This window comes from Devosia sp. CAU 1758, from assembly GCF_054482695.1.
On record NZ_JBTLRJ010000006.1, the window covers coordinates 69,186 to 89,133 of the forward strand.

At 63.0% G+C, this 19,948-nt stretch carries 21 protein-coding genes; 14 read left to right on the plus strand and 7 right to left on the minus strand.

The genetic code is table 11. The features are described from left to right. Position 1: 1 nt before the first annotated feature. From ACXYMS_RS17405 to ACXYMS_RS17415, 3 genes are all read right to left on the minus strand, one after another. Complete coding sequence (locus ACXYMS_RS17405; protein WP_458908107.1) at positions 2-955, minus strand: ABC transporter permease subunit; 954 nt, start codon at positions 953-955, stop codon at positions 2-4. Continuing rightward, on the minus strand, positions 952-2,106 hold the full coding sequence (locus ACXYMS_RS17410) for an ABC transporter ATP-binding protein (protein ID WP_458908108.1): 1,155 nt from the start codon (positions 2,104-2,106) through the stop codon (positions 952-954). Before ACXYMS_RS17410 ends, ACXYMS_RS17405 begins: the two co-directional genes overlap by 4 nt. A 62-nt stretch (positions 2,107-2,168) precedes the next feature. Continuing rightward, complete coding sequence (locus ACXYMS_RS17415) at positions 2,169-3,251, minus strand: polyamine ABC transporter substrate-binding protein (protein ID WP_458908109.1); 1,083 nt, start codon at positions 3,249-3,251, stop codon at positions 2,169-2,171. 438 nt (positions 3,252-3,689) lie between these two features. Here ACXYMS_RS17415 and ACXYMS_RS17420 point away from each other — a divergent pair, with 438 nt between their 5' ends. Together ACXYMS_RS17420 and ACXYMS_RS17425 are read left to right on the plus strand one after the other, a co-directional pair. Then, a complete protein-coding gene (locus ACXYMS_RS17420) occupies positions 3,690-4,625 on the plus strand; it encodes a pseudouridine-5'-phosphate glycosidase (protein ID WP_458908110.1) in 936 nt (311 codons plus the stop codon). Continuing rightward, positions 4,622-5,506, plus strand: coding sequence for a carbohydrate kinase family protein (locus tag ACXYMS_RS17425; protein WP_458908111.1), 885 nt, complete (start codon positions 4,622-4,624; stop codon positions 5,504-5,506). Before ACXYMS_RS17420 ends, ACXYMS_RS17425 begins: the two co-directional genes overlap by 4 nt. 2 nt (positions 5,507-5,508) lie before the next feature. Here ACXYMS_RS17425 and ACXYMS_RS17430 read toward each other — a convergent pair whose 3' ends face one another. Further along, positions 5,509-6,153 (minus strand): DUF2726 domain-containing protein, encoded by a 645-nt coding sequence (locus tag ACXYMS_RS17430; protein WP_458908112.1) that lies wholly within the window; start codon positions 6,151-6,153, stop codon positions 5,509-5,511. An 87-nt stretch (positions 6,154-6,240) separates the two neighbouring features. Continuing rightward, the gene (locus ACXYMS_RS17435) at positions 6,241-7,050 is read right to left on the minus strand and encodes a siderophore-interacting protein (RefSeq protein ID WP_458908113.1); all 810 of its coding nucleotides are present in this window, start codon (positions 7,048-7,050) and stop codon (positions 6,241-6,243) included. A gap of 137 nt (positions 7,051-7,187) precedes the next feature. On the opposite strand from ACXYMS_RS17435, the gene ACXYMS_RS17440 reads away from it, so the two are divergent. Beyond that, on the plus strand, positions 7,188-7,709 hold the full coding sequence (locus ACXYMS_RS17440; RefSeq protein WP_458908114.1) for an HPP family protein: 522 nt from the start codon (positions 7,188-7,190) through the stop codon (positions 7,707-7,709). 5 nt (positions 7,710-7,714) lie between these two features. On the opposite strand, the gene ACXYMS_RS17445 is transcribed toward ACXYMS_RS17440, so the two are convergent. Further along, on the minus strand, positions 7,715-9,028 hold the full coding sequence (locus ACXYMS_RS17445; protein WP_458908115.1) for an NAD(P)H-dependent oxidoreductase: 1,314 nt from the start codon (positions 9,026-9,028) through the stop codon (positions 7,715-7,717). Positions 9,029-9,306: 278 nt separating this feature from the next. Between ACXYMS_RS17445 and ACXYMS_RS17450 the strand changes: the two genes are divergently transcribed. The 6 genes from ACXYMS_RS17450 (at position 9,307) to ACXYMS_RS17475 (ending at position 14,419) form a co-directional block, all read left to right on the plus strand. Further along, entirely contained in the window at positions 9,307-9,636 is a 330-nt protein-coding gene (locus ACXYMS_RS17450) for an STAS domain-containing protein (protein WP_458908116.1), read from the plus strand. After that, complete coding sequence (locus ACXYMS_RS17455) at positions 9,633-9,998, plus strand: response regulator (RefSeq protein ID WP_458908117.1); 366 nt, start codon at positions 9,633-9,635, stop codon at positions 9,996-9,998. The genes ACXYMS_RS17450 and ACXYMS_RS17455 overlap by 4 nt, the downstream gene beginning before the upstream one ends. Before the next feature lie 39 nt (positions 9,999-10,037). Further along, the gene (locus ACXYMS_RS17460; RefSeq protein WP_458908118.1) at positions 10,038-12,386 is read left to right on the plus strand and encodes a chemotaxis protein CheA; all 2,349 of its coding nucleotides are present in this window, start codon (positions 10,038-10,040) and stop codon (positions 12,384-12,386) included. A gap of 95 nt (positions 12,387-12,481) precedes the next feature. Beyond that, entirely contained in the window at positions 12,482-12,970 is a 489-nt protein-coding gene (locus ACXYMS_RS17465; protein WP_458908119.1) for a chemotaxis protein CheW, read from the plus strand. 184 nt (positions 12,971-13,154) lie between these two features. Beyond that, the gene (locus tag ACXYMS_RS17470) at positions 13,155-14,105 is read left to right on the plus strand and encodes a sodium-dependent bicarbonate transport family permease (protein WP_458908120.1); all 951 of its coding nucleotides are present in this window, start codon (positions 13,155-13,157) and stop codon (positions 14,103-14,105) included. After that, a complete protein-coding gene (locus tag ACXYMS_RS17475) occupies positions 14,102-14,419 on the plus strand; it encodes a DUF190 domain-containing protein (RefSeq protein WP_458908121.1) in 318 nt (105 codons plus the stop codon). Before ACXYMS_RS17470 ends, ACXYMS_RS17475 begins: the two co-directional genes overlap by 4 nt. Before the next feature lie 110 nt (positions 14,420-14,529). On the opposite strand, the gene ACXYMS_RS17480 is transcribed toward ACXYMS_RS17475, so the two are convergent. After that, on the minus strand, positions 14,530-14,883 hold the full coding sequence (locus ACXYMS_RS17480; protein WP_458908122.1) for a hypothetical protein: 354 nt from the start codon (positions 14,881-14,883) through the stop codon (positions 14,530-14,532). 166 nt (positions 14,884-15,049) lie between these two features. Between ACXYMS_RS17480 and ACXYMS_RS17485 the strand changes: the two genes are divergently transcribed. From ACXYMS_RS17485 to ACXYMS_RS17505, 5 genes are all read left to right on the plus strand, one after another. After that, entirely contained in the window at positions 15,050-15,640 is a 591-nt protein-coding gene (locus ACXYMS_RS17485; RefSeq protein ID WP_458908123.1) for a chemotaxis protein CheD, read from the plus strand. A 202-nt stretch (positions 15,641-15,842) separates the two neighbouring features. Further along, positions 15,843-17,393, plus strand: coding sequence for a methyl-accepting chemotaxis protein (locus tag ACXYMS_RS17490; RefSeq protein ID WP_458908124.1), 1,551 nt, complete (start codon positions 15,843-15,845; stop codon positions 17,391-17,393). Positions 17,394-17,426: 33 nt separating this feature from the next. Then, positions 17,427-18,269 carry a CheR family methyltransferase gene (locus ACXYMS_RS17495; protein WP_458908125.1) on the plus strand — a complete coding sequence of 281 codons (843 nt, stop codon included), beginning with the start codon at positions 17,427-17,429 and terminating at the stop codon, positions 18,267-18,269. Beyond that, a complete protein-coding gene (locus ACXYMS_RS17500; protein ID WP_458908126.1) occupies positions 18,269-19,327 on the plus strand; it encodes a protein-glutamate methylesterase/protein-glutamine glutaminase in 1,059 nt (352 codons plus the stop codon). Before ACXYMS_RS17495 ends, ACXYMS_RS17500 begins: the two co-directional genes overlap by 1 nt. A gap of 115 nt (positions 19,328-19,442) precedes the next feature. After that, positions 19,443-19,832: a response regulator gene (locus tag ACXYMS_RS17505; protein ID WP_104892861.1), complete on the plus strand. Its 390-nt coding sequence runs from the start codon at positions 19,443-19,445 to the stop codon at positions 19,830-19,832. The last annotated feature ends 116 nt before the right edge of the window (positions 19,833-19,948 follow it).

The window sequence follows — 19,948 nt, forward strand, 5'->3', positions numbered from 1 at the left end:
CTTACTTCTCCACCACGGCGCCCTGGGCGCGTTGCAACAGCATGATCGGCACCACCACCACGATCAGCATGGCGCAGGCCACGGCGGCGGCACGCGGCCAATTGGTATTGGTGAAGAACTCGTCCCAAAGGACGCGGCCGATCATCAGGGTTTCGGGGCCACCGAGCAGCGAGGGAATGACGAATTCGCCAATGGCCGGGATGAAGACCAGCATGGAGCCGGCAATGACGCCGGGCAGCGAGAGCGGCAGGGTGATGAAGAGGAAGGTGTGGATCGGCCTTGCACCCAGATCGGCGGAGGCCTCGAACAGCGAGACATCGAGCTTCACCAGCGTCGTATAAAGCGGCAGGATCATGAACGGCAGGTAGGTGTAAACAATGCCTACATAGACCGCGAAATCGGTCTGCATTATCACCAGCGGCTCGAACCCGAAGAGGCCGATGAACTGGTTAATCACCCCATTGCCGCGCATGAAGCCGGTCAGCGCATAGACCCGGAGGAGGAAGGAGGTGAAGAAGGGCAGGATCACCAGCATCAGCAGGATATTGCGCCAGCGGTCGGACGAGCGGGCAATGGCATAGGCCATCGGGTAGCCGACGACGAGAGTGATCATTGTGGCGATGGCGGCGATGCGAATGGAGCTGAGATAGGCCGCCACATAGAGATTGTCGGTGAAGAGGCGAATGTAATTGTTGAGGTGCAGGGTGAGTTGCACCGTGCCCTCCTCACTGGTGAGGAGCGGGGTATAGGGTGGGCGGCCGAACTGCTTGCTGGCGAGCGAAATGCCGAAGACAACGGCCAGCGGGATCAGGAAAAAAACCAGCAGCCAGATGACCGGCGCGGCCAGCACCAGCATGCGTCCGGTAATACCGACACGGGCCAGGCCGCGCTCGACGGCGACCCATGGCTTGAGACGCCGGGGCGGCGGGATCGTGGGGTCGCGGGTGGCGGTCATGAGGTCAGCACCGAGCCGGCGTCCTCGTCCCACGTGACATGGACAGTTTCTTCCCAGGTGATGGCGTGGGGATTGCCGCGCACCGAATTGGTCTGGCTGACGCGCAGGCGTTTGCCGCTTTCGAGCGCGATCTGATAGACCGAGATATCCCCCAGATAGGCGATTTCCTCGACGATGCCGGTGGCTACATTGGCGCCATGCAGACCTGCGGGCTTCTCACGGCTGAGCACCATTTTCTCGGGACGAATGGCCCACCAGAGCAGCTGGTCGGGCGCGCAGTCGACGCCGTGGCCGACATAGATGTCGCAGCCCAGTTCGGCCGAACGGATGCGGACATGGTCGGGCTCATCCTCGGTGACGACGCCCTCGACCATATTGGCCGAGCCGATGAAATTGGCGACGAAGCGCGAATTTGGAAATTCATAGATATCGGTGGGCTCGCCTATCATGGCGATTTCGCCCTGGTTCATCACCCCAATGCGGGTGGCGAGGGTCATGGCCTCTTCCTGGTCGTGAGTGACGACAATGAAAGTGACGCCGAGCTGTTCCTGGATCTTGACCAGTTCGAACTGGGTTTCCTCGCGCAATTTTTTGTCCAGAGCGCCCAAGGGCTCATCAAGGAGCAGCAGTTTTGGACGCTTGGCGAGAGCGCGGGCAAGGGCGACGCGCTGGCGCTGTCCGCCGGACAACTGGTGCGGTTTGCGCTTGCCGTAGTCCTGTAATTTCACCAGCGCCAGGAGCTCGGCCACCCGCTCGGCAATCTCGCCGCGGGGCAGGCCGTCGCGCTTGAGGCCATAGGCGATGTTCTGTTCGACAGACATGTGCGGGAACAGCGCATAGGACTGGAACATCATGTTGACAGGGCGGTTATAGGGCGGCACCGCGGTCATGTCCTGGCCGTCGATCTCGACTGTGCCCGAGGTGGGGGTCTCGAAACCCGCCAGCATGCGCAGCAGCGTCGACTTACCCGAGCCCGAACCGCCCAGCAGGCAGAAGAGTTCGGAGCGGTAGATGTCGAGCGAGACCTCGTGGACGGCAGAAATGTCGCCGAATTTCTTGGTGACGTTCTTGATGCGCACGAAGGGCTTGTTGTTGGCCGTGTCGCGCCAGGGGCGGGTGGCGATCGCCAGTTGCTGCGGCTTCTTTGCCATGTGCGCTCTCTATCGAGAAGGAAAAAGGGGCGGCGGGCGCCGCCCCCTTGCTCAGGGTGAACTTACTGGCCGGTCTTGATGCGGGTCCAGGTGCGGGTGAGGACTTCCTCGAAGTCCGGCGAGTGCGCCTTCATCACGAAGGCCTTGGCGATGGTCTCGGCCGGCGGGTAGATGCCGGGGTTGGACTTGACTTCGTCATCGACGAATTCCAGCGCCGGCAGGTTGGGATTGGCATAGAACACATAATTGGTGATCGCGGCCACCACTTCGGGTTCCAGGATGTAGTTGATGAAGGCATGGGCGTTTTCCGGATGCGGGGCATCGGCGGGGATGGCCAGGAAGTCGAACAGGGTCGCCGCGCCTTCCTTGGGGATCAGGTAATTGACTTCGACGCCCTCGGCGGCACTGTCGGAGGCAATGAAGATATCACCCGAATAGCCCAGGGACAGGCAAACCTCGCCATTGGCCAGATCGTCGATGTACTGGCTGGAATGATAGTAGCGCAGCGAGGGCTTAATGGAGTTCATCAGCTCCTCGGCCTTGGCCAGGTCTTCCTCGTTTTCCGAATTGGGATCGAGGCCGAGATAGTGAAGCGCAATGCCCATCACCTCGGAGGGGCTGTCGAGCACGGTCACGCCGCAGCCGGCCAGCTTTTCCACCACTTCGGGCTTGAACAGCAGGTCCCAGCTTTCGAGATCGGCATCGGGGCCCAGCGCCTCGGTAACCTTGGCGACATTGTAGCCGAGGCCAATGGTGTTGATCATATAGGGCACGGCATGGCTGTTATCCGGGTCCTGCTCGGCGGCGGTGGCCATGACGGCCGGATCAAGATTGCCGAGATTGGGCAGCTTGGACTTGTCGAGCGGCAGGATCAGGCCGGCCAGGATCTGGCGTTCGAGGAAATTGCCCGAAGGCACGACGATATCATAACCGGAATTGCCGGCCAGCAGCTTGGAGTCGACGATCTCGTTATTATCATAGACGTCGTAATTGACCTTGATGCCGGTCTCCGCCTCGAAATTGGCGATCGTGTCTTCGGCGATATAGTCCGACCAATTGTAGATGTTGAGGACCGGCTCTTCCTGCGCAAGGGCAGGGTTCGCGACCAGAAGAGCGCCAAAGGCAATGGCGAGGGACTTTTTCATGGGCTTAGTCTCCTGTGGGGACCATGGTGGAGGCGATTGGCGTCCCAATGGGACAGCCGGTTCGATGCGCCAGGCGCGCTATCCGCGGAAAGAGCCGCGGCTCAACCCCGGAGCCTCATCTTTGAGGGCCCGGAAACGGTGAAGGTGACGTCGTAAGGTGCGTGATGGAGGGACGCCGGCAAGCGCCCGGTGCCGTCGCTGCGATCAGCCCGAGGCCGGGCGCGTATCGAGGCGCTGACAATGCGCCCGCAATGCTGGACCTGTTCAGCGAAGTGCCCTTTCCCTCTCTTGCAAAAGGCAAATTATCGTCAAAGTCCGGGGCCGACAAGGCGGATAAGTGCAAGAATTGGCAAGGCTTGACCGGTCTTTGCCAGCGGCGCACAAGCTCGTCTAAATCAGTTGCCAAAGGCAAGGCGAAACAGTGACGGAGCGTAGAACATGAGCGCAAAGGCCTATCTTTCGGTCTCGGGCGAGGTGAAGGCGGCACTGGCTGCGGGTCGGCCGGTGGTGGCGCTGGAATCCACCATCATCACCCATGGCATGCCCTATCCACAGAACCTGGATATGGCGCGGGACGTCGAGGACGTGGTTCGCGCCCATGGCGCGGTGCCCGCGACCATTGCCATCATGGACGGACGAATGTGTGTCGGGGTTTCGGGTGAAGACCTGCAGCGCCTGGCCGAGGAAGGGCATGCAGCGGCCAAGGCCAGCCGGCGCGATATGGCGAGCCTGCTTGCCGGGGGCGTCATGGCGGGCACCACCGTTGCCACCACCATGCAGATCGCGGCGCTGGCCGGCATCAGCATCTTCGCCACGGGCGGCATTGGCGGCGTGCATCGCGGCGCCGAGGACAGCTTCGACATTTCGGCGGACCTCGAGGAACTGGGCCGGACGTCGGTAGCGGTGATCTGCGCGGGCGCCAAGTCGATCCTCGACATCGCCAAGACGCTCGAAGTGCTCGAAACCAATGGCGTGCCGGTGCTCGGCTTCGGCACTGAGGATTTCCCCGCCTTCTGGGCACGGACCAGCGGATACAAGGTCGACCAGCGCTTCGATACGCCGGAGGACGTCGCCAGAATGCTGGCCATCCAGTCGGACCTCCATATGGGCGGCGTGCTGATCGCCAATCCGATCCCGGAGGCGGATGCCTGGGAGGCATCGGCTATCGAGGGCTTCATCGGCCAGGCCCTGGCCGATGCCGAGGCGCAGGGGATCAAGGGCAAGGCGACGACGCCGTTCCTCTTGCAGCGCATCTTCGAATTGACCGGCGGCAAGTCGCTGGAAAGCAATATCGCGCTGGTCAAGAACAACGCGAAAGTGGCCGCCCAGATTGCCGCGGCGCTCTCGGCTTTGCAGGCGTCGCGCCCCGCATGAGTGCACGGGTGCTCGTCATCGGCGACGTGATGACCGACATCATCGTGCGGCCAGAGGGGCCTATCGTGCCCGGTTCGGACCGGCGGGCGGAAATCCGCAACCGGCCGGGTGGCTCGGGCGCCAACCAGGCCGTGTGGCTGGGGGCGGCAGGGGCGAACGTGCTGTTCGCGGCGCGGGTCGGGGCCGATGAGCGGGCCATGTACGAAAACTATTTTCGTGGCTTGGACGTGGTGCCGGCGCTTGCGGGGGACAGGGAATTGCCCACGGGGGTCCTCGTGACCATTCTCGATCGGGGCGGCGAGCGGAGCTTTCTCACCGACCGGGGCGCCAATCTCAATCTCAATTCCGACGACCTGCCGGAGAGCCTTCTCGACGGGGTCGGGCTGGTGCTGGTGTCGGGGTACAGTTTCTTTGCCCCGGGGCCGCGGCTGGCGGTGCAGGGCCTGCTCGAGGCGGCCCGGCGGCGCAGCGTGCCGATTGGCGTGGATCCGGCTTCGGCCGGCTTTCTCGATGAGGTGGGGCCGCGCGCGTTCTGCGACTGGGTCGGCAAGGCCGACTGGCTGTTTGCCAATGAAAGTGAAGCCGAACTGCTTACGGGCGAGGCCGAATGCGAGGCACAGATGCGGGTGCTCGGCGAGCAGTTCACTCATGTGGTGATCAAGCGCGGCCGGTTCGGCGCGGTGCTCGGCGGGCGCGACGGCGTGCTCGAGAGCCGGCCCGCGCCCATCGTCAAGGTGGTCGATACCACGGGGGCAGGCGATGCCTTTGCCGCCGGGTTCGTGGCAGCGTTACTCAGGGGCGGGGGTCATGCGACCTGCCTGGAGGCTGGCATTGCCAGCGGCGCCAAGGCGGTGCAGGGGGTGGGCGGGCAGCCGCAATAAGGTCAGTCGCGATCCGCCCGAGGAGAGGGTACTGCGGCAGCTGTCGGCGGCCTGCTGCGTTCGATCGCACCCGAAACCAGCGAGCAGATATCCTCGGGTTGATGGTGCTGGAATATTTCCAGGTATTCGATTCCGGCTCGCCGCAAGGCCTCCCGCTTGACCGCGTCTCGGGCGGCGGCATCATTCTGGTAGTGGCCGGTGCCTTGATGTTCAATGGCGACGACCGCGAAGCCGAAGGTGTCGATAACAACCATGTCGACACGCTTGGAGTTGATCGAGCTATGGGCGGACGGGTCGGCAGACTTGATAAATTCGCCCATGCTGGTCTGCGCCATGAGGCGATAACCAGGGCCACAGCGCCGCAAATGCGTCTCGACGACCCGAAAGACGTCATACTCGGATCGCGACATCAGCCGGGTTTTCTCGAACGACGCATTCATGACCACGCGCAATTGGTCAGATGAATCGAGGACGGGCGTGGACCTTGGGACAGGTCGCGGGTAGGCGTTCTGCGGCGTCGAGGCTGTGCGCTTTGGGCCGGAATAGGGCTCACGCCGTCCCGAAGGCCTGAATAGCCGTTGCTTGCGGCCTGAACCAAAGGCGGCATAGAGCGCCGCTGCGGCCAGCAGCAGAAACAGTATCTCCACCCACCCCTCCATCAAATACCCGCCCGGATGGCGAAGCATTCGGACCAACGGCGAGACCTGTCAATCAACGGGTTCTTCCGTCGGGCGTTAATGATCCTCGTGGGCGTCGGCCACGCCCAGGTGCCAGTAGCCGGCAGCCTTGACCCATTCAGGGTTGAAGCCGCGTTTGTCCACCAGGTGCGCCTTGACGGCGCGGGCCATGTTCACTTCGCCCGCGATATAGGCATAGGCGTCGCCTTGCGGCAGGGTGGCGGCGGCAATGGCGTCGGGGACCAGCGTGGTGGTGCCGGCGGCAGCGCCATTGCGGTGGACATAGGTGAGGCTGAGGTCGGCTGCGGTTTCGAAGGCCTGTTCTTCGGCCTTGTTTTCCACCTCGATCACAGCGACCACTTTGGTTCCGGCCGGCAGCTCCTCGATGCGGCGGCCAATGGCGGGCAGGGCGGTTTCGTCGCCGGCCAGGAGGTACCAGTCAAAGGCCAGCGGCACGACCTGGGAGCCACGCGGGCCGCCGATGACGAGGGTATCGCCGGGCTTGACCGATGAGGCCCAGCCCGAGGCGGGGCCATCACCATGCAGCACGAAATCGAGGTCGATCCAGCCTTCCCCGACATTCCAGTGGCGCGGGGTATAGTCGCGCATTTCGCGGGTGGTGCCGGGCGGGAACTGCGCGCCATTGGGGCCGACGGGCGGCAGTTCGGCCGGGGTGCCGTCGGCGAAGAAGAACGCCTTGATGTGATCGGCATGGCCGAACGAAGCGAAGCCGGTCATGTCGCCGGCAAGCCGCACCCGGCGCACCAGCGGGGTGATGTCGGTGACGGCAGTGACCGTCAGCAGGCGCAGGCGGGTGTCGTGGCGGTGGCGCTTGATGGCGCGCGGGTCGGTCGCTGTCTCGGGCATGTTTTATTCCTGATAATCTGGATCAGCAATTACGTCATGGGTCCCGGCTTGGCAAGCACAGGGCAAGCTTTCCTAATCTGGACATTTGGGGCCGGGGGCGGAGTTTTGTTGTGCGGCCGGGTCTGGCAAAAAAGGGAATGCACAAGCTGATCGCCCGTTTCATCGCCAGGCATGAACCCCGCAATGACTGGCGGGTGCATGCCAAATCGGCCGCCGCCGCGGCGGCAGCGGTGACGCTGATCGGCTATCTGTCGGCGGTCACCGGCCTGCCCTTGCTGTTGGCGCCGCTAGGACCGACCGCCCTGGTGATTTTCGGGCAGCCCGATTCTCCCAATGCCCAGCCCATCAATATCTTTGCCGGCTATTTCATCGGCACGGTGGTGGCGGTGTTGGCCATGATGGTGGTGCCCGAGCCGTTCTGGCTGGCAACGCTCTGCGTCGGGCTGGTGATGCTGATCATGCTGGCGCTGCGGGTGACCCACCCACCGGCGGCGGCCGTGCCGCTGCTGACGATGACGGGGCCAGTCGAGCCGCTGACCCTGTTTCTCGTGCTGTTCCTGGCCTGCCTGCTGCTGGTGGGGCTGGGCATGATCATCCACCGATTGCCTCCCAAGCGACGCTATCCATTGCCGCTGGTCGAGGAAATCGAGGGGGAGTGAGGAACTCAGTATCCAAGCATTTTGTCCTGCTCCTGCCGCAGCGCAAAGAGCCTTGTCGTGACATCGGGCTGGGCATTGGCGCTGGTGAGCAGTTCGCCCTTTTTCACGGCCGCCGTGACCTTGCCGCCTTCGAGCAGGCCGACGGGCCAGGCACCGGCGGCGCGGGCGTCCGTCACTTTCATGGCAAAGGAGCGGTAGCAAGTTTCACCGATGGCATCGAGCGCCTCACCGGGCTTTAGATCGCGCTTGGCGACGGAGCAGACTTCGGCCACCGGGCGGGGCAGGGGGACCATGTCCGGCCTGCCGGTCAGTATGATGCGGGCACAGGTCAGCGGCACTTCAAGGCTGGTCAGGTGATAGGGCCGGAAGAACGCATAATAGGGGCCGTGGCCGATATGCAGATCATCCATGCGCTCAATGATGCGAGGGTGCTCGGCCTTGACGATGACGAAGACGCCCGGCGCCACGCCCTTGCCGATGGTGAAATCAACCACGCCCGAGCCGTTGAGAATGCCGCCATCGGCTTTGGGGATGAGTACTTTTGCCATATCGTCGCGATCGGCGGCGGGGCCGTGCATGCCGGGAATGTCCGGCATCAACCCGGTGGCGTTGGCGATGGCGGTCATCTCGACGGCGGTCTTCGAGCCATCGACGAACTCGACCAGCATGCGCGGGTTCATGTTGCGGCGGGTCGCTTCGTCGCGATAATCGTCGGGGACAGCATCGTGCTTCAGGGGGTTGTTCTTGCCCTTGCCGGCGGCGATCACGTCGAGCCCGAGGACCGAGACGAACTCGATCAGTTCCATGCAGGAAGAGGGTTCATCGCCGGCGCCGACCGAATAGACGACCCCTAGCCGGTCGGCCTGAGCCTTCAGATAGGGGCCGATGGTGACGTCGGCCTCGACATTCATCATCACCAGATGCTTGCCGTGTTCCATGGCCATCAGATCGTAATCGGCGGCAACGCCCGGCTTGCCGGTGGCGTCGATGACCACGTCGATATTGGGCGTGGTGACCAGGGTCTCGGCCGAGGTGATGGCGATCTTGCCCTGCTCGATGGCGGCGGTGGCGGCGGCGGGTGTGTCGCAGACCTTGCCCATGGAATCCTCGCCATAGGCGATGGTCATGGCCTCGAGCGCGGTATGGGGGCGGCGCGTGGCGATGGCGGCCATCTCGATGCCGGTCATCAGGCTCATCTGGGTGACGAGGTCGGTGCCCATCTCGCCCGAGCCGATGACGCCGACGCGAATGGTCTTGCCCTCGGCAGCGCGCTGGGCAAGGTCACGGGCGAGGCCGGTCAGGGCTATTCTGGTGGGCATGGGGCGGTCCGGTTTGGTGTCGGGGATGCGATAGCGCTGTGCGGGGGCGGGGGCAAGGATTTCTCTTGTGCAAGGGGGCGTAGCCCAGCCATTCGAGCGTAGCTCCCATGGCCTCTGTGCCTCCAATCGCTCCACTGGAGCGCCTGGCCCGCTGGGACGGCGGATCGCCCTGCGAGCGTAGCTCACCGGGCCTATGACCATCCAGTCGCGCCACTGGCGCGCCTGGCCCCTGCGGGTACTGGTCATAGTTAGCACTTCTTAAACCGTTCGCGCTGAATATGCCGCTTGGAGCGGAGTCCGGGGGCACCCTTACGAACATGGTCAAGCAAACCAAGAAGACGGTCACCTTGCCTGAGGTTATCGATCTGGATGCGATCGATGGCATTCGCGATCTGCTGATCGACGCGCTGGAGGAGGGGCCGGCGACGGTCGAGGCCAGCGCGGTCGAGCGGGTTTCCACCAATGCTCTCTTGCTGCTGGTGAGCGCGGCCGAAACAGCCCGAAGACACCATTTTGATTTTACGATTGAAGCGCCGAGCGCGGCCATGAGTGCCGCCATCGAGCGACTGGGCCTTGAGGCCCGGTTTTCGGGGATGATGAAACAATGACGCTGCGCGTACTCACCGTCGACGATTCGCGGACAATTCTGGCGATGCTGCACCATACCCTCTCCAATGCCGGCTTCGAGGTGTTCCAGGCCGAGGATGGCAAGCAGGGACTGGACGTGCTCAAGGCCCAGGCCGTGGATGTGGTCATCACCGACATCAACATGCCGGTGATGGATGGCATCGAGTTCATCAAGAATGTGCGCGCCACCGGCCAGCACAATTCGCTCCCCATTCTGATCCTGACCACCGAAACCAGCCAGGACAAGCGCGACCAGGGCAAGGCGGCCGGCGGCACCGGCTGGATCGTCAAACCCTTCGATCCGGAAAAGCTGATTTCGGTCATTCATCGCGTCGTGCACTAAACCCAATGAAGCAGACCCAGAAGGGTTGGAAGCGTAAGAATGAGTGATCTCGACGACTTCAAGGCCACCTATTTCGACGAATGTTCCGAGCTTCTGACCGAGCTCGAGGAGCAGTTCGCTGTCATCGAGCAGGGCGAACGCGGGGCCGATCGCCTCAACGCCGTGTTCCGGGCCATTCACTCGATCAAGGGCGGCGCCGGCGCCTTCGGCTTCTCGGCTCTGGTGGGCTTTGCCCATGCCTATGAAACGCTGCTCGACTATGTGCGCGACGGGCGGGTCGAATTGACCGACGATGTGGTGAACCTCTGCATCAAGGCCAATGACATTGTCGCCGATCACGTCAACGCCGCCCAGTCGGGCGAGGCGCTGGCGGCTGATTACGGCGCCGAGGAAAAGGCGCGTTTCGACGCCCTGGCGCGCGGCGAGGCCGCTTTGGAAGACGACGACACCGGCGGCGAGATGGTCGAGGAATTCGACATCGACTTCACCCCGGTGATGGTCAATTTGGACGGCGCTGCCAGCGGCGAAGCGCCGGTGGAGGACGTGTTCGACAGCGCTCCCATGGCGGCGGCCGAGGGGCAGTGGGAAATCCGCTTCACCCCGCACCGGGCGCTTTATGCGCGGGCCAACGACCCGCTGTTGCTGTTCCGTGAACTGGCGGCGCTGGGGAATATGAGCGTCCGCGCCATGCTGGGGGACGTGCCGCCGCTGAGCGACTTCGAGCCTTTTGCGGTCTATTGCGCCTGGGAAATCACCCTGGTGGCGCCGGGGCTGACCGAGGCCTCGATCCGCGAAGTCTTCGAATTCGTGGACGGCGACTGCGATATCGTCATAGCCCAGGCCGGCATCGTGCCCAGTCTTGCTGATGCGGGCTTTGACATTCCCGAGCCCGAGAGCGCCGTCGCGGCACCGATTGACACCGAGAGCGGCGAGGCGGATCTGTCGAGCCTGTTGGCCCTAACCGAAGAGGAAGTGGCGGCTCCGGCCGAACCGGTTGCGCCGCTTGCCGATTTCACGCCCGACCCGACACCCGAGCCGATCAGCGAACAGGACAGTTTCGAGGAACCGCCGGCGCTGAGTTTTGCCGATATCGCCGCTGAGATCGCGCCGCCCCCACCGCCGAAGCCCAAGGTCGAAGCGGCGCCCGTTGCCAAGGCGATGCCAAGCGGTGGCAATGGCGAGAGCGAGGAAGGCGGTGGCCGTTCGGTCGGCGTGCAGTCGATCCGCGTCGATCTCGACAAGGTGGACCGCGTCGTCAACATGGTGGGCGAACTGGTCATCACCCAGTCCATGCTGACCCAGCAGATGGATGAGACGCTGCGCGCCCGCTACACCGAACTGGTGCGCGGCCTCGAAGTGCTGGCGCAGACAACGCGCGGTTTGCAGGATTCGGTGATGGCCATCCGTGCCCAGCCGGTCAAATCCGTGTTCTCCCGCATGCCGCGGCTGACGCGCGAACTGGCGACCAAGACAGGCAAGAAGATCAAGCTCGAGACCATCGGCGAGAACACCGAAATCGACAAGACGGTGATCGAACAATTGTCCGATCCGCTGACTCACATGATCCGCAATTCGGCCGACCACGGCATAGAGACCCCGGACAGGCGCCTGGCCGCCGGCAAGCCCGATACCGGCACGATCCGGCTTTCGGCCGAGCAGGCGGGTGGCAATATCCTGATCATCGTCGAGGATGACGGCGCCGGCATCAATCGCGAACGCGTGCTGAAGCTCGCCCGCGACAAGGGCATCGTGGCCCCCGACATCACCCCGACGGACGAGCAGATCGACCAGTTGATCTTTGCTCCGGGCTTCTCTACCGCCGAGGCGGTGAGCGATATTTCCGGGCGTGGCGTCGGCATGGACGTGGTGCTCTCCAATATCAAGAAGATCGGCGGCTCGGTGCATGTCCGCTCCTGGACCGGCAAGGGCACGCGCATGACGCTGCGGCTGCCGCTGACCCTGGCGGTGCTCGATGTCATGCTGGTCAAGGTCGGGGACAGCCCCTATGTGGTGCCGCTGAGCTCAATCGTTGAAACCATGCAGTGCTCGCGCGCCAGCTTCGAGCGCGTCCCCTCCGGTGGTCGCGTGCTGCAGGTGCGCGGCGAATATGTGCAGGTCATCGACCTGGGCCAGCGCTTCGGCCTTGCTACAGAGGTCGCGGAATCCGAGCAGTTCGTGGTGCTATGCGAGACCGAGGGCAATATGAAGGTGGCGCTGGTGGTGGACGACATCATCGGCCAGCAGCAGGTGGTCATCAAGAGCCTCGAAGAGAATTTCGAGCGCGTCGATGGCATTGCCGGCGGCACCATTCTGGGCGACGGCAATGTCGCGCTGATCGTGGATGTGCAGGGCCTGCGCACCACCCATCTGCACCAGAACGCAGCTTAGCAATTCGGGCAGTGCCGTTAAGAGATTGGCGTCGATTGACGCAGTATAGTTGAGTCAAAGGCGCCCAGGACGGGCGGGATGAAAAGGCGAGAAAGATGGAAGCGCTGAGCCTTCGCGACGACATGAGCGACAAGTCGGCCGTTGCCGGCCAGAACACATTGCAGCTGATTGCTTTCTCGATCGGCGAACAGACCTATGGCGTGGAAATTACCACGGTGCGCGAAATCCGTGCCTGGAATGGCGCGACCCCGCTGCCCAATACGCGTGAATATGTGCGCGGCGTGATCAACCTGCGCGGCACCATCGTGCCGATCTTCGACCTGCGCGCCCGCTTCGGCGACGGCCAAACCTCGCCCACCAAGAACCATGTGGTGGTGGTGATGAGCGTCGGCGACAAATGGGTTGGCATCCTGGTGGATGCGGTCTCGGACATTCTCACGGTCAACCGCGACGACATCCACAATGTGCCCGAGGGTAATTCCATCGACACCGAACTGCTCAATGGCATCGTCACCCATGAAAGCCGGATGGTGGGGCTGATCGACCTGCATTCGGTGGTGACCGGGGCCAAGATGGACGGCTAGGGCTGGTCCAGACCCGCCGGCATGACGCATAAAGGGCGCTTCGGCGCCCTTGGCATTTGTGAATGCTTCGCACGGCTCGATGCTTTGATGTCTCGTCCTGGGTGTCCCGTGCGGATATGGTCCCCAGATGAGCCGCGCCCACTATGGTGCAATGGTCTTAGGTATCGGCCCGAAGGGGTGATTTTTGGAAACCTTACTCTCGCCGGTTGTCCTGTTCTTTGTTCTTGGTGCTTTGGCGGCATCGCTACGCTCGGACCTGTCGATCCCAGAGGCCGTTGGCAAGGGCATCTCGCTGTACCTGATGGTGGCGATTGGCCTTAAAGGTGGTGTCGAAGTATCCGAGGCGGGATTTACAACGGATCTCATGGTCGCGGCACTGGCCGGTGTCGGACTTAGCTTTGTGATCCCGATACCGGTATTCCTGATCCTGCGCAGCGTGGGCGCCCTTAGCGCGGTCAATGCCGCTGCGGTTTCGGCACACTATGGTTCAGTATCCGTGGTGACCTTCGTGACCGGGCTCGAAATTCTGGCCCGACAACAGATGCCGGCAGCCGGCTACATGGTTGCCGTACTGGCGCTGATGGAGACGCCGGCCATTATCTCCGGCCTGTTGCTCGCGCAACGCTATGGCGTGGCGGGAGCGCGACCCGCGCGGGAATTGGTGCATGAGACCCTGACCAATGGCTCGGTAATGCTGCTGGTTGGCAGCTTTGCCATTGGCCTTGTGGTCGGAAAGCCCGGGTTTGTGTCGATTGCGCCTGTGTTTGAGGGTGCCTTCCGAGGCGTTCTCTGCCTGTTTCTGCTCGACATGGGCCTGGTGGCAGCCAAGCGTCTGAAAGAGGGCCGCAGCCTTACTCCACGGCTGATTGGTCTTGCCGTAGCGATGGCGTTGACGAACGGAACGCTGGGCGTGCTGCTGGGCAGCCTGCTCGGTCTTGACGCGGGAACTGCTGCTGCACTTGGCATCCTTGCGGGCAGTGCCAGCTACATCGCGGTGCCGGCAGCCATGCGTCTGGCACTGCCACAGGCCGATCCGGGCCTTTATCTGGGCATGTCGCTAGCGGTGACGTTTCCGTTCAACATCCTGTTCGGTATTCCCTTTTATGTCTGGCTAGCCCAGTGGGTGGTGAGATGATTCAACTCGGCGTGGAACGCACGCGTATCGAAGTGCTGGTGGATGCTCCATTGGTACAAGAACTGGTCGGCCTGCTCGAAAAGCATGGAATCACCGGCCATACGGTCATGCCAACTCTATACGGGCAAGGCGCATCTGGAAGCTGGAGTGACGATCTCATCACCAGCGCACAGCACAAGGTGACCCTTCTGACAGTGGCGGAGCCGGCACGTGCCGAAGGCTTTGTGAATGACTTGCGCCCCCTGCTCGACAGCTATGGAATGCTGGTGATGATCAGCACCGTGAATGTGCTCAGGCCCGACAAGTTCTCCTGACCCGATCGGGTCTGCGGGAAGCCTGCGCGATTGTATGGTGAGGTTCGTACCTCGGCCAGAAATGCAAAAGGCGCCAGAGGCGCCGTGCTGAAAAGCCGGATCGTGGAAGGCTAGAACAGTTCGGCGTCGCCGTGGGCCTGGTGGGCGGCGATGCCCGAGAGCGCGGGGACGCGCAATTCATCAAGGGTGAGACTCGCCCAGATCTCGTCATAGACCGAATCGGGGGCAGTAGGGGGCAGCAAGGCGAACTGGCGCACCGCCAGCGCCATATTGTGGCAGCGCTGTTCGATACGGTCCTGGCCCTGGAGCGCGGTTATGATCAGCTGCACGGCTTCATTGACCGTGGCATCCTTTCCCAACTGCTTTTCGGCAAGCAATTCGAGCGCTTCGGTGATGCCTTCTAGCATTGAAGCGGTCTGCCGTGCCGTCTCGTCCAGTTCCCGTGCGAGTTTCTGCAGTGACATTATACGTATTCCTAGCCCCGATCCGGCTACCCTATAGCGCTATTTCTAAACCCCTCCTTGCTGAATCAGGGCTTGTCGGTGAACTCGTCCGTCGTGGTTAGCAATTGGCTAACGAGTTTTCCTCTACGATCCGAACAATTCGCCCGTAGAGGTAGATGAAGACGAGATGGCCCTTTCGAATACCCTGCCTCCCGAGTTCGATCGCGGGGTAGTGACCACCGTCCACCAGGGCGATTGCCACGTGTCCAATGCGGCTGACATCACGTTCTCGACAGTGTTGGGATCGTGTATTTCAGCCTGCGTACGCGACCGGGTAGCGCTGGTGGGGGGAATGAACCATTTCCTTCTGGCCGAACAGTCCGGCTCGGCCAAGGACCGCTACGGGGCCTCGGCCCGCTATGGCGCCTTCGCCATGGAACAGCTGATCAACAAGGTCCTGTCCCAGGGGAGTGGCAAGAAGAGCAATCTCGAGATCAAGGTGTTTGGCGGCGGCAAGATCAATGCAGCGCTGGACGATGTCGGGGCCAAGAATATCGAGTTCATCCGCCAGTTTCTTGCCGATGAAGGCTATAGCGCCACCAGCGAGGATGTGGGCGGCAATTTTGCCCGCAGGGTGCTGTTCAAGCCTCATTCCGGGCGGGCCTTCGTCAAGCGCCTGGACAGCGATGCGGGCGCCAATGTGGCGCAGGAAGAACTGGCCATCGCCCGCCGCCGTGTGGTGGTGCCCGTGCCGGTGGACGATATCGAACTCTTCTAAGATGTTCCCCCGTTTCGTGGAAATGGGGGAACGAGCGAGGTCTTTTGAGTGGTCGCGTTTTGCTGGTGCGGCCCTTCAGGCCCGAACTGTAAAACCGTTTCCACTTTTGCTGGAAACGCTCCGGGGCCCGAGCTTTCAAAAGTATTACCGGGCCGGGTCCACTTATAGATTTGGTTAACCATTCTGGGCCTAGGGTCCCAACATGCCGGACCATGCTGCCCTTATTGTCGATTCGCGCCCACCACGCCGGGGTTTGCGGCTCATGCTGGCGGCTGCGGGCCTGTGGACCATTGCCGGGGCGATAGCCGTCGGGCTGCTGCTGGCAACGGGTCCGGGGCCGGGCTGGTTTGCCGCCGTGGGCAGCCTGATCGGCCTTGCCATTGCTGGAAGCCTGGTCATCGGACAAGTCGCCGACCGCCGCGAGGCGGCTCGCCTTGCCGCGGTGGCGCAGGCGGCGGGTCTCTCCGACCGGCCGGGCGAAACGCTCTCGATTGGCTCAATCGTGACGCGGCTGGGGACACGACTGGAACGGGCTCATCACTTCCGTGCGGCGCTGAGCACGCTCAAATCCCCGGTGCTGGTGATCGACGAACATGGGGTGATCCTGGCGGCCAGCCAGGGCATGGAGCGGCTGGCGCCCGACGCCATGGAGGGCGAAACCCTCGACGGGCTGTTCGGTGCCGGTTATCTCGAAGCCGGGGGCGGCGCGCCCGAAGAGGCTCTGGTGATGCTCCGGGACAGGCGGTTCGTGGCGCAAAGACGGCCTCTGCCGTCGGGCCGGTATACGCTCGAACTCAGTCCGGCCGGGTATTTCGTGGAAGAAGACGACCTCGGCTCGGTACTCGAGGCGCTGCGCCAGGGGCAGACGGGTTTCCGTTTCGAAAGCGAGGCTGCCGCGGGTGACCCGGTTCTGGGTGGTTTCAACCAGGCGCTCGACGCGCTCGATGCCGGGGTCACGCAATTGCGCGCCGTGATGTCGGGGGAAGCCATTTCGGACACCGCGCTGCCGCTGGCGAACGAAGCGCAAATCGTAATTGACCTGTTTGCCGGGCTGGACGAACAGCAGCGGGACGAGGCCCAGGCCCGCTCGGCTCTCGAAACCCGGCTCGGTACGGTCAAGACGCTGTTGGCCCAGTTCGAGGCGCGCGCAGCCGAGCTCGAACAGGCGGCGGAAATCGGACGCCAGGCGCTGGCTGATGGGGTCGAGAAGATGGCCGGGCTCGAAGCCGAACTGGCGGCGGCGCGGCGGCGTAGCGACGAGGCGTCGGGGCTTGCGGGTCAGGTCGAACAGGCGGCAGGCCGCACACGGGCGCTGGTCAGCGAGATCGACCGCATGGCTCAGGAAATCGACACCATGACGGCGGGCATCGAAGATGTGTCGTTCCGCACGAACCTGCTTGCGCTCAACGCAGCGGTGGAAGCGGCACGGGCCGGCGAAAAGGGCGCGGGGTTTGCGGTGGTGGCCGACGAGGTGCGCCAATTGTCCCAGGTCACCAATCGCAGCGCCAAGGAAATCCGCATCATTGCCGACAAGGGACGGGCCCAGGCGCGGATTGGCCTCGATGAGGCTAGCGACCTGCAAAAAATCACCGCTGCCCTCAGGGAGAATTTACGCAATCTAAGCAATGCACCAGCCAGTATTGCGCCAGTTGTGGAGAACAGGTCGGTGCAAAAGGCGCCGATCGCTTCAAGCAAGCCGGTGGGCGATGTCGATGGTCAGGAGACCGTCTTCGTTCAACGCGTGGCCAGTTAGCCGGAAGAAATCCGGTCAAGAAGGGGTGGTTGCATGGAACAGGGGGAATACTCCCTCAGCGAGCGGGAGTTCGCGCGGATCAAGGCCCGCGTCTATTCCGAAGCTGGAATTTCGCTCAGCGATGCCAAGCGGACCCTGGTGGTTTCCCGGCTGTCAAAGATTTTGCGCGCGCTGCGGCTGCCCAGCTTTGACGCCTATGTGGACTATCTGGAGCGCGGCGGCACGGCCCAGGACGGGCAGGATTTCGTCAATGCCCTCACCACCAATCTCACGCGCTTCTACCGCGAGGACCACCATTTCGAGCATCTGCGCACCCATGTGGGGGCGCTGATCGCCGAGAAGCCGCGCGGCAGCCGATTGCGCATCTGGTCGGCGGGCTGCTCGACCGGGCAGGAACCCTATACGATCGGCATGGATCTGCTTGGCGCCTTTCCCGAACTCAAGCGCTGGGACTTCAAGATCCTGGCCACCGATATCGATACGGCGGTGATCGCCAAGGCGGCCGGCGGGGTCTATCCCCAAAACGAGCTGTCGGGGCTGACACCGGAACGTATGCGCCCGTTCGAGCGGGCGGGTGACGGCATGGTTCGCATCCCCGCTGCGGTGCGCGAACTGGTGTCGTTCAAGCCGCTCAACCTCATCGGCGCCTGGCCGATGAAGGGGCCGTTCGACGCCATATTCTGCCGCAATGTGGCGATCTATTTCGACAAGCCCACCCAGGGCGAGGTGTTCGGGCGCTTTGCCCAGCTGATGGCGCCCGAGGGCTTCCTCTATATCGGCCATTCGGAAAATCTGGGGTCCGGCGGCGACGGGTTCCGGCTGGTGGGCAAGACCATCTACCAGTCCAGGGAAAAACAGAACAAGCGAGCTGCATGATGAGCATCAAGGTACTGGTCGTCGACGATTCGGCGCTGATCCGAGAGGTGCTGGCCCGCATGCTGACGCGGGACGGGGATATCGAGGTGGTGGGCACGGCCACCGATCCGATCGATGCGCGCGAGAAGATCAAGGCGCTCAATCCGGATGTGCTGACGCTCGATATCGAAATGCCCAATATGAACGGACTGGAATTTCTCGAGCGGCTGATGCGGCTGCGGCCGACCCCTGTGGTGATGGTCTCGACGCTGACCAAGAAGGGCGCCAGCGAAACGCTGTTGGCGCTCGAACTGGGCGCGGTGGATATCGTGGCCAAACCCAGCGTCGAGTTTTCCGGGGGCCTTGATGCCTTCGGCGCCGGGCTGCGTGACAAGATCAGGGCGGCCTCGAAATCGGACGTGCGGGGGCGCTCGGCCAGCCGGGCGGACCCCCCCAAGGCCGGCAGGATACCGCTCAAGACCGCCGCTGCCCCCGAGGGCGCGGTGATCGCCATTGGCGCCTCGACCGGTGGCGTGGAGGCGATCCGCGCCGTGCTCATCGAATTGCCGGCCGATTGCCCGCCCGTGGTGATCGCCCAGCACATGCCAGCCGGCTTTACCGGCCGCTTCGCCGCGAGGCTGGACGAGCTGTGCGCGCTCAAGGTGGTGGAGGCGGAAGACCGCATGCCGCTTCTGGCGGGTCATGCCTATGTGGCCCGTGGCGATTATCACCTCAGGGTCGAAAAGTCCTCGGGACAGCTCAAGTGCCGCCTTGGACAGGATGGTCTCGAGAGTGGGCACAGGCCGAGCGTCGACGTGCTGTTCGAATCGGTGGCCAAGACCGTGGGTCCAATGGCCGTTGGCGCCATCCTGACCGGCATGGGGCGTGACGGGGCAAGGGGCCTCAAGCAGATGCGGGAGGCCGGCGCCTATACGGTGGGCCAGAGCCAGTCTTCGGCGCTGGTCTATGGCATGCCGCGCGTCGCTTTCGAGGAGGGCGCGGTGGTGGACCAGGCCCCGGTGGAACAAATCGCGGCCAAGCTTGCCAATGCCCTGGTCAAACTCAAGTCGGCCGCGTGAGCGGATAGCGAAAACAATGCCAATCGGGCAGTTGAGAGATTTGTAACGCTTGGCTCTTAGAGTCGGACGTCAAGTGCGGCCCGAAGGCCGAAGGCGCGTAGAGGTAAGAACAACCATGCCAAAAGCGAGCGCTGTGAGCGTCCTGATTGTTGATGACCAGCAGTCCATGCGCGGCATCTGTAAATACATCCTGACCCAGCTGGGCTTCAAGGACATCATCGAAGCCAAGTCCGGCCGCGATGCCCTGGGCAAGCTCGAAAAGTCCAATGTCGACCTGATCATTTCGGACTGGAACATGGAAGACATTGACGGGCTGACCCTGCTCAAGGTGATCCGCAAGCATCCGCGGACCCAGGCCATGCCCTTCATCATGGCCACCGGGCGTTCCGACAAGGAACAGGTCAAGGAAGCCATTTCCTTTGGCGTCAACAATTACATCATCAAGCCGTTCGATGCGTCGACCATGAAGAAGCGCATCGAGGCGGTGATCGGCGCGCTGACCTGATCGGCGGCGACAGACCTGTCTGACAAGATGCCCTTGCCGATCCCGGTGGGGGCGTCATGTTTTTCGGCAGGAGAATTCCCTTTGTATAGGTACTTGCCCAAGAAATGTGCGCTTGG

Bases quoted from the DNA above. Each gene is read 5' to 3' on its own strand.
- ACXYMS_RS17405 (WP_458908107.1), bottom strand. From the start codon at position 955: ATGACCGCCACCCGCGACCCCACGATCCCGCCGCCCCGGCGTCTCAAG.
- ACXYMS_RS17410 (WP_458908108.1), bottom strand. From the start codon at position 2,106: ATGGCAAAGAAGCCGCAGCAACTGGCGATCGCCACCCGCCCCTGGCGC.
- ACXYMS_RS17415 (WP_458908109.1), bottom strand. From the start codon at position 3,251: ATGAAAAAGTCCCTCGCCATTGCCTTTGGCGCTCTTCTGGTCGCGAAC.
- ACXYMS_RS17420 (WP_458908110.1), top strand. From the start codon at position 3,690: ATGAGCGCAAAGGCCTATCTTTCGGTCTCGGGCGAGGTGAAGGCGGCA.
- ACXYMS_RS17425 (WP_458908111.1), top strand. From the start codon at position 4,622: ATGAGTGCACGGGTGCTCGTCATCGGCGACGTGATGACCGACATCATC.
- ACXYMS_RS17435 (WP_458908113.1), bottom strand. From the start codon at position 7,050: ATGCCCGAGACAGCGACCGACCCGCGCGCCATCAAGCGCCACCGCCAC.
- ACXYMS_RS17440 (WP_458908114.1), top strand. From the start codon at position 7,188: ATGCACAAGCTGATCGCCCGTTTCATCGCCAGGCATGAACCCCGCAAT.
- ACXYMS_RS17445 (WP_458908115.1), bottom strand. From the start codon at position 9,028: ATGCCCACCAGAATAGCCCTGACCGGCCTCGCCCGTGACCTTGCCCAG.
- ACXYMS_RS17450 (WP_458908116.1), top strand. From the start codon at position 9,307: ATGCCGCTTGGAGCGGAGTCCGGGGGCACCCTTACGAACATGGTCAAG.
- ACXYMS_RS17455 (WP_458908117.1), top strand. From the start codon at position 9,633: ATGACGCTGCGCGTACTCACCGTCGACGATTCGCGGACAATTCTGGCG.
- ACXYMS_RS17460 (WP_458908118.1), top strand. From the start codon at position 10,038: ATGAGTGATCTCGACGACTTCAAGGCCACCTATTTCGACGAATGTTCC.
- ACXYMS_RS17465 (WP_458908119.1), top strand. From the start codon at position 12,482: ATGGAAGCGCTGAGCCTTCGCGACGACATGAGCGACAAGTCGGCCGTT.
- ACXYMS_RS17475 (WP_458908121.1), top strand. From the start codon at position 14,102: ATGATTCAACTCGGCGTGGAACGCACGCGTATCGAAGTGCTGGTGGAT.
- ACXYMS_RS17480 (WP_458908122.1), bottom strand. From the start codon at position 14,883: ATGTCACTGCAGAAACTCGCACGGGAACTGGACGAGACGGCACGGCAG.
- ACXYMS_RS17485 (WP_458908123.1), top strand. From the start codon at position 15,050: ATGGCCCTTTCGAATACCCTGCCTCCCGAGTTCGATCGCGGGGTAGTG.
- ACXYMS_RS17490 (WP_458908124.1), top strand. From the start codon at position 15,843: ATGCCGGACCATGCTGCCCTTATTGTCGATTCGCGCCCACCACGCCGG.
- ACXYMS_RS17495 (WP_458908125.1), top strand. From the start codon at position 17,427: ATGGAACAGGGGGAATACTCCCTCAGCGAGCGGGAGTTCGCGCGGATC.
- ACXYMS_RS17500 (WP_458908126.1), top strand. From the start codon at position 18,269: ATGAGCATCAAGGTACTGGTCGTCGACGATTCGGCGCTGATCCGAGAG.
- ACXYMS_RS17505 (WP_104892861.1), top strand. From the start codon at position 19,443: ATGCCAAAAGCGAGCGCTGTGAGCGTCCTGATTGTTGATGACCAGCAG.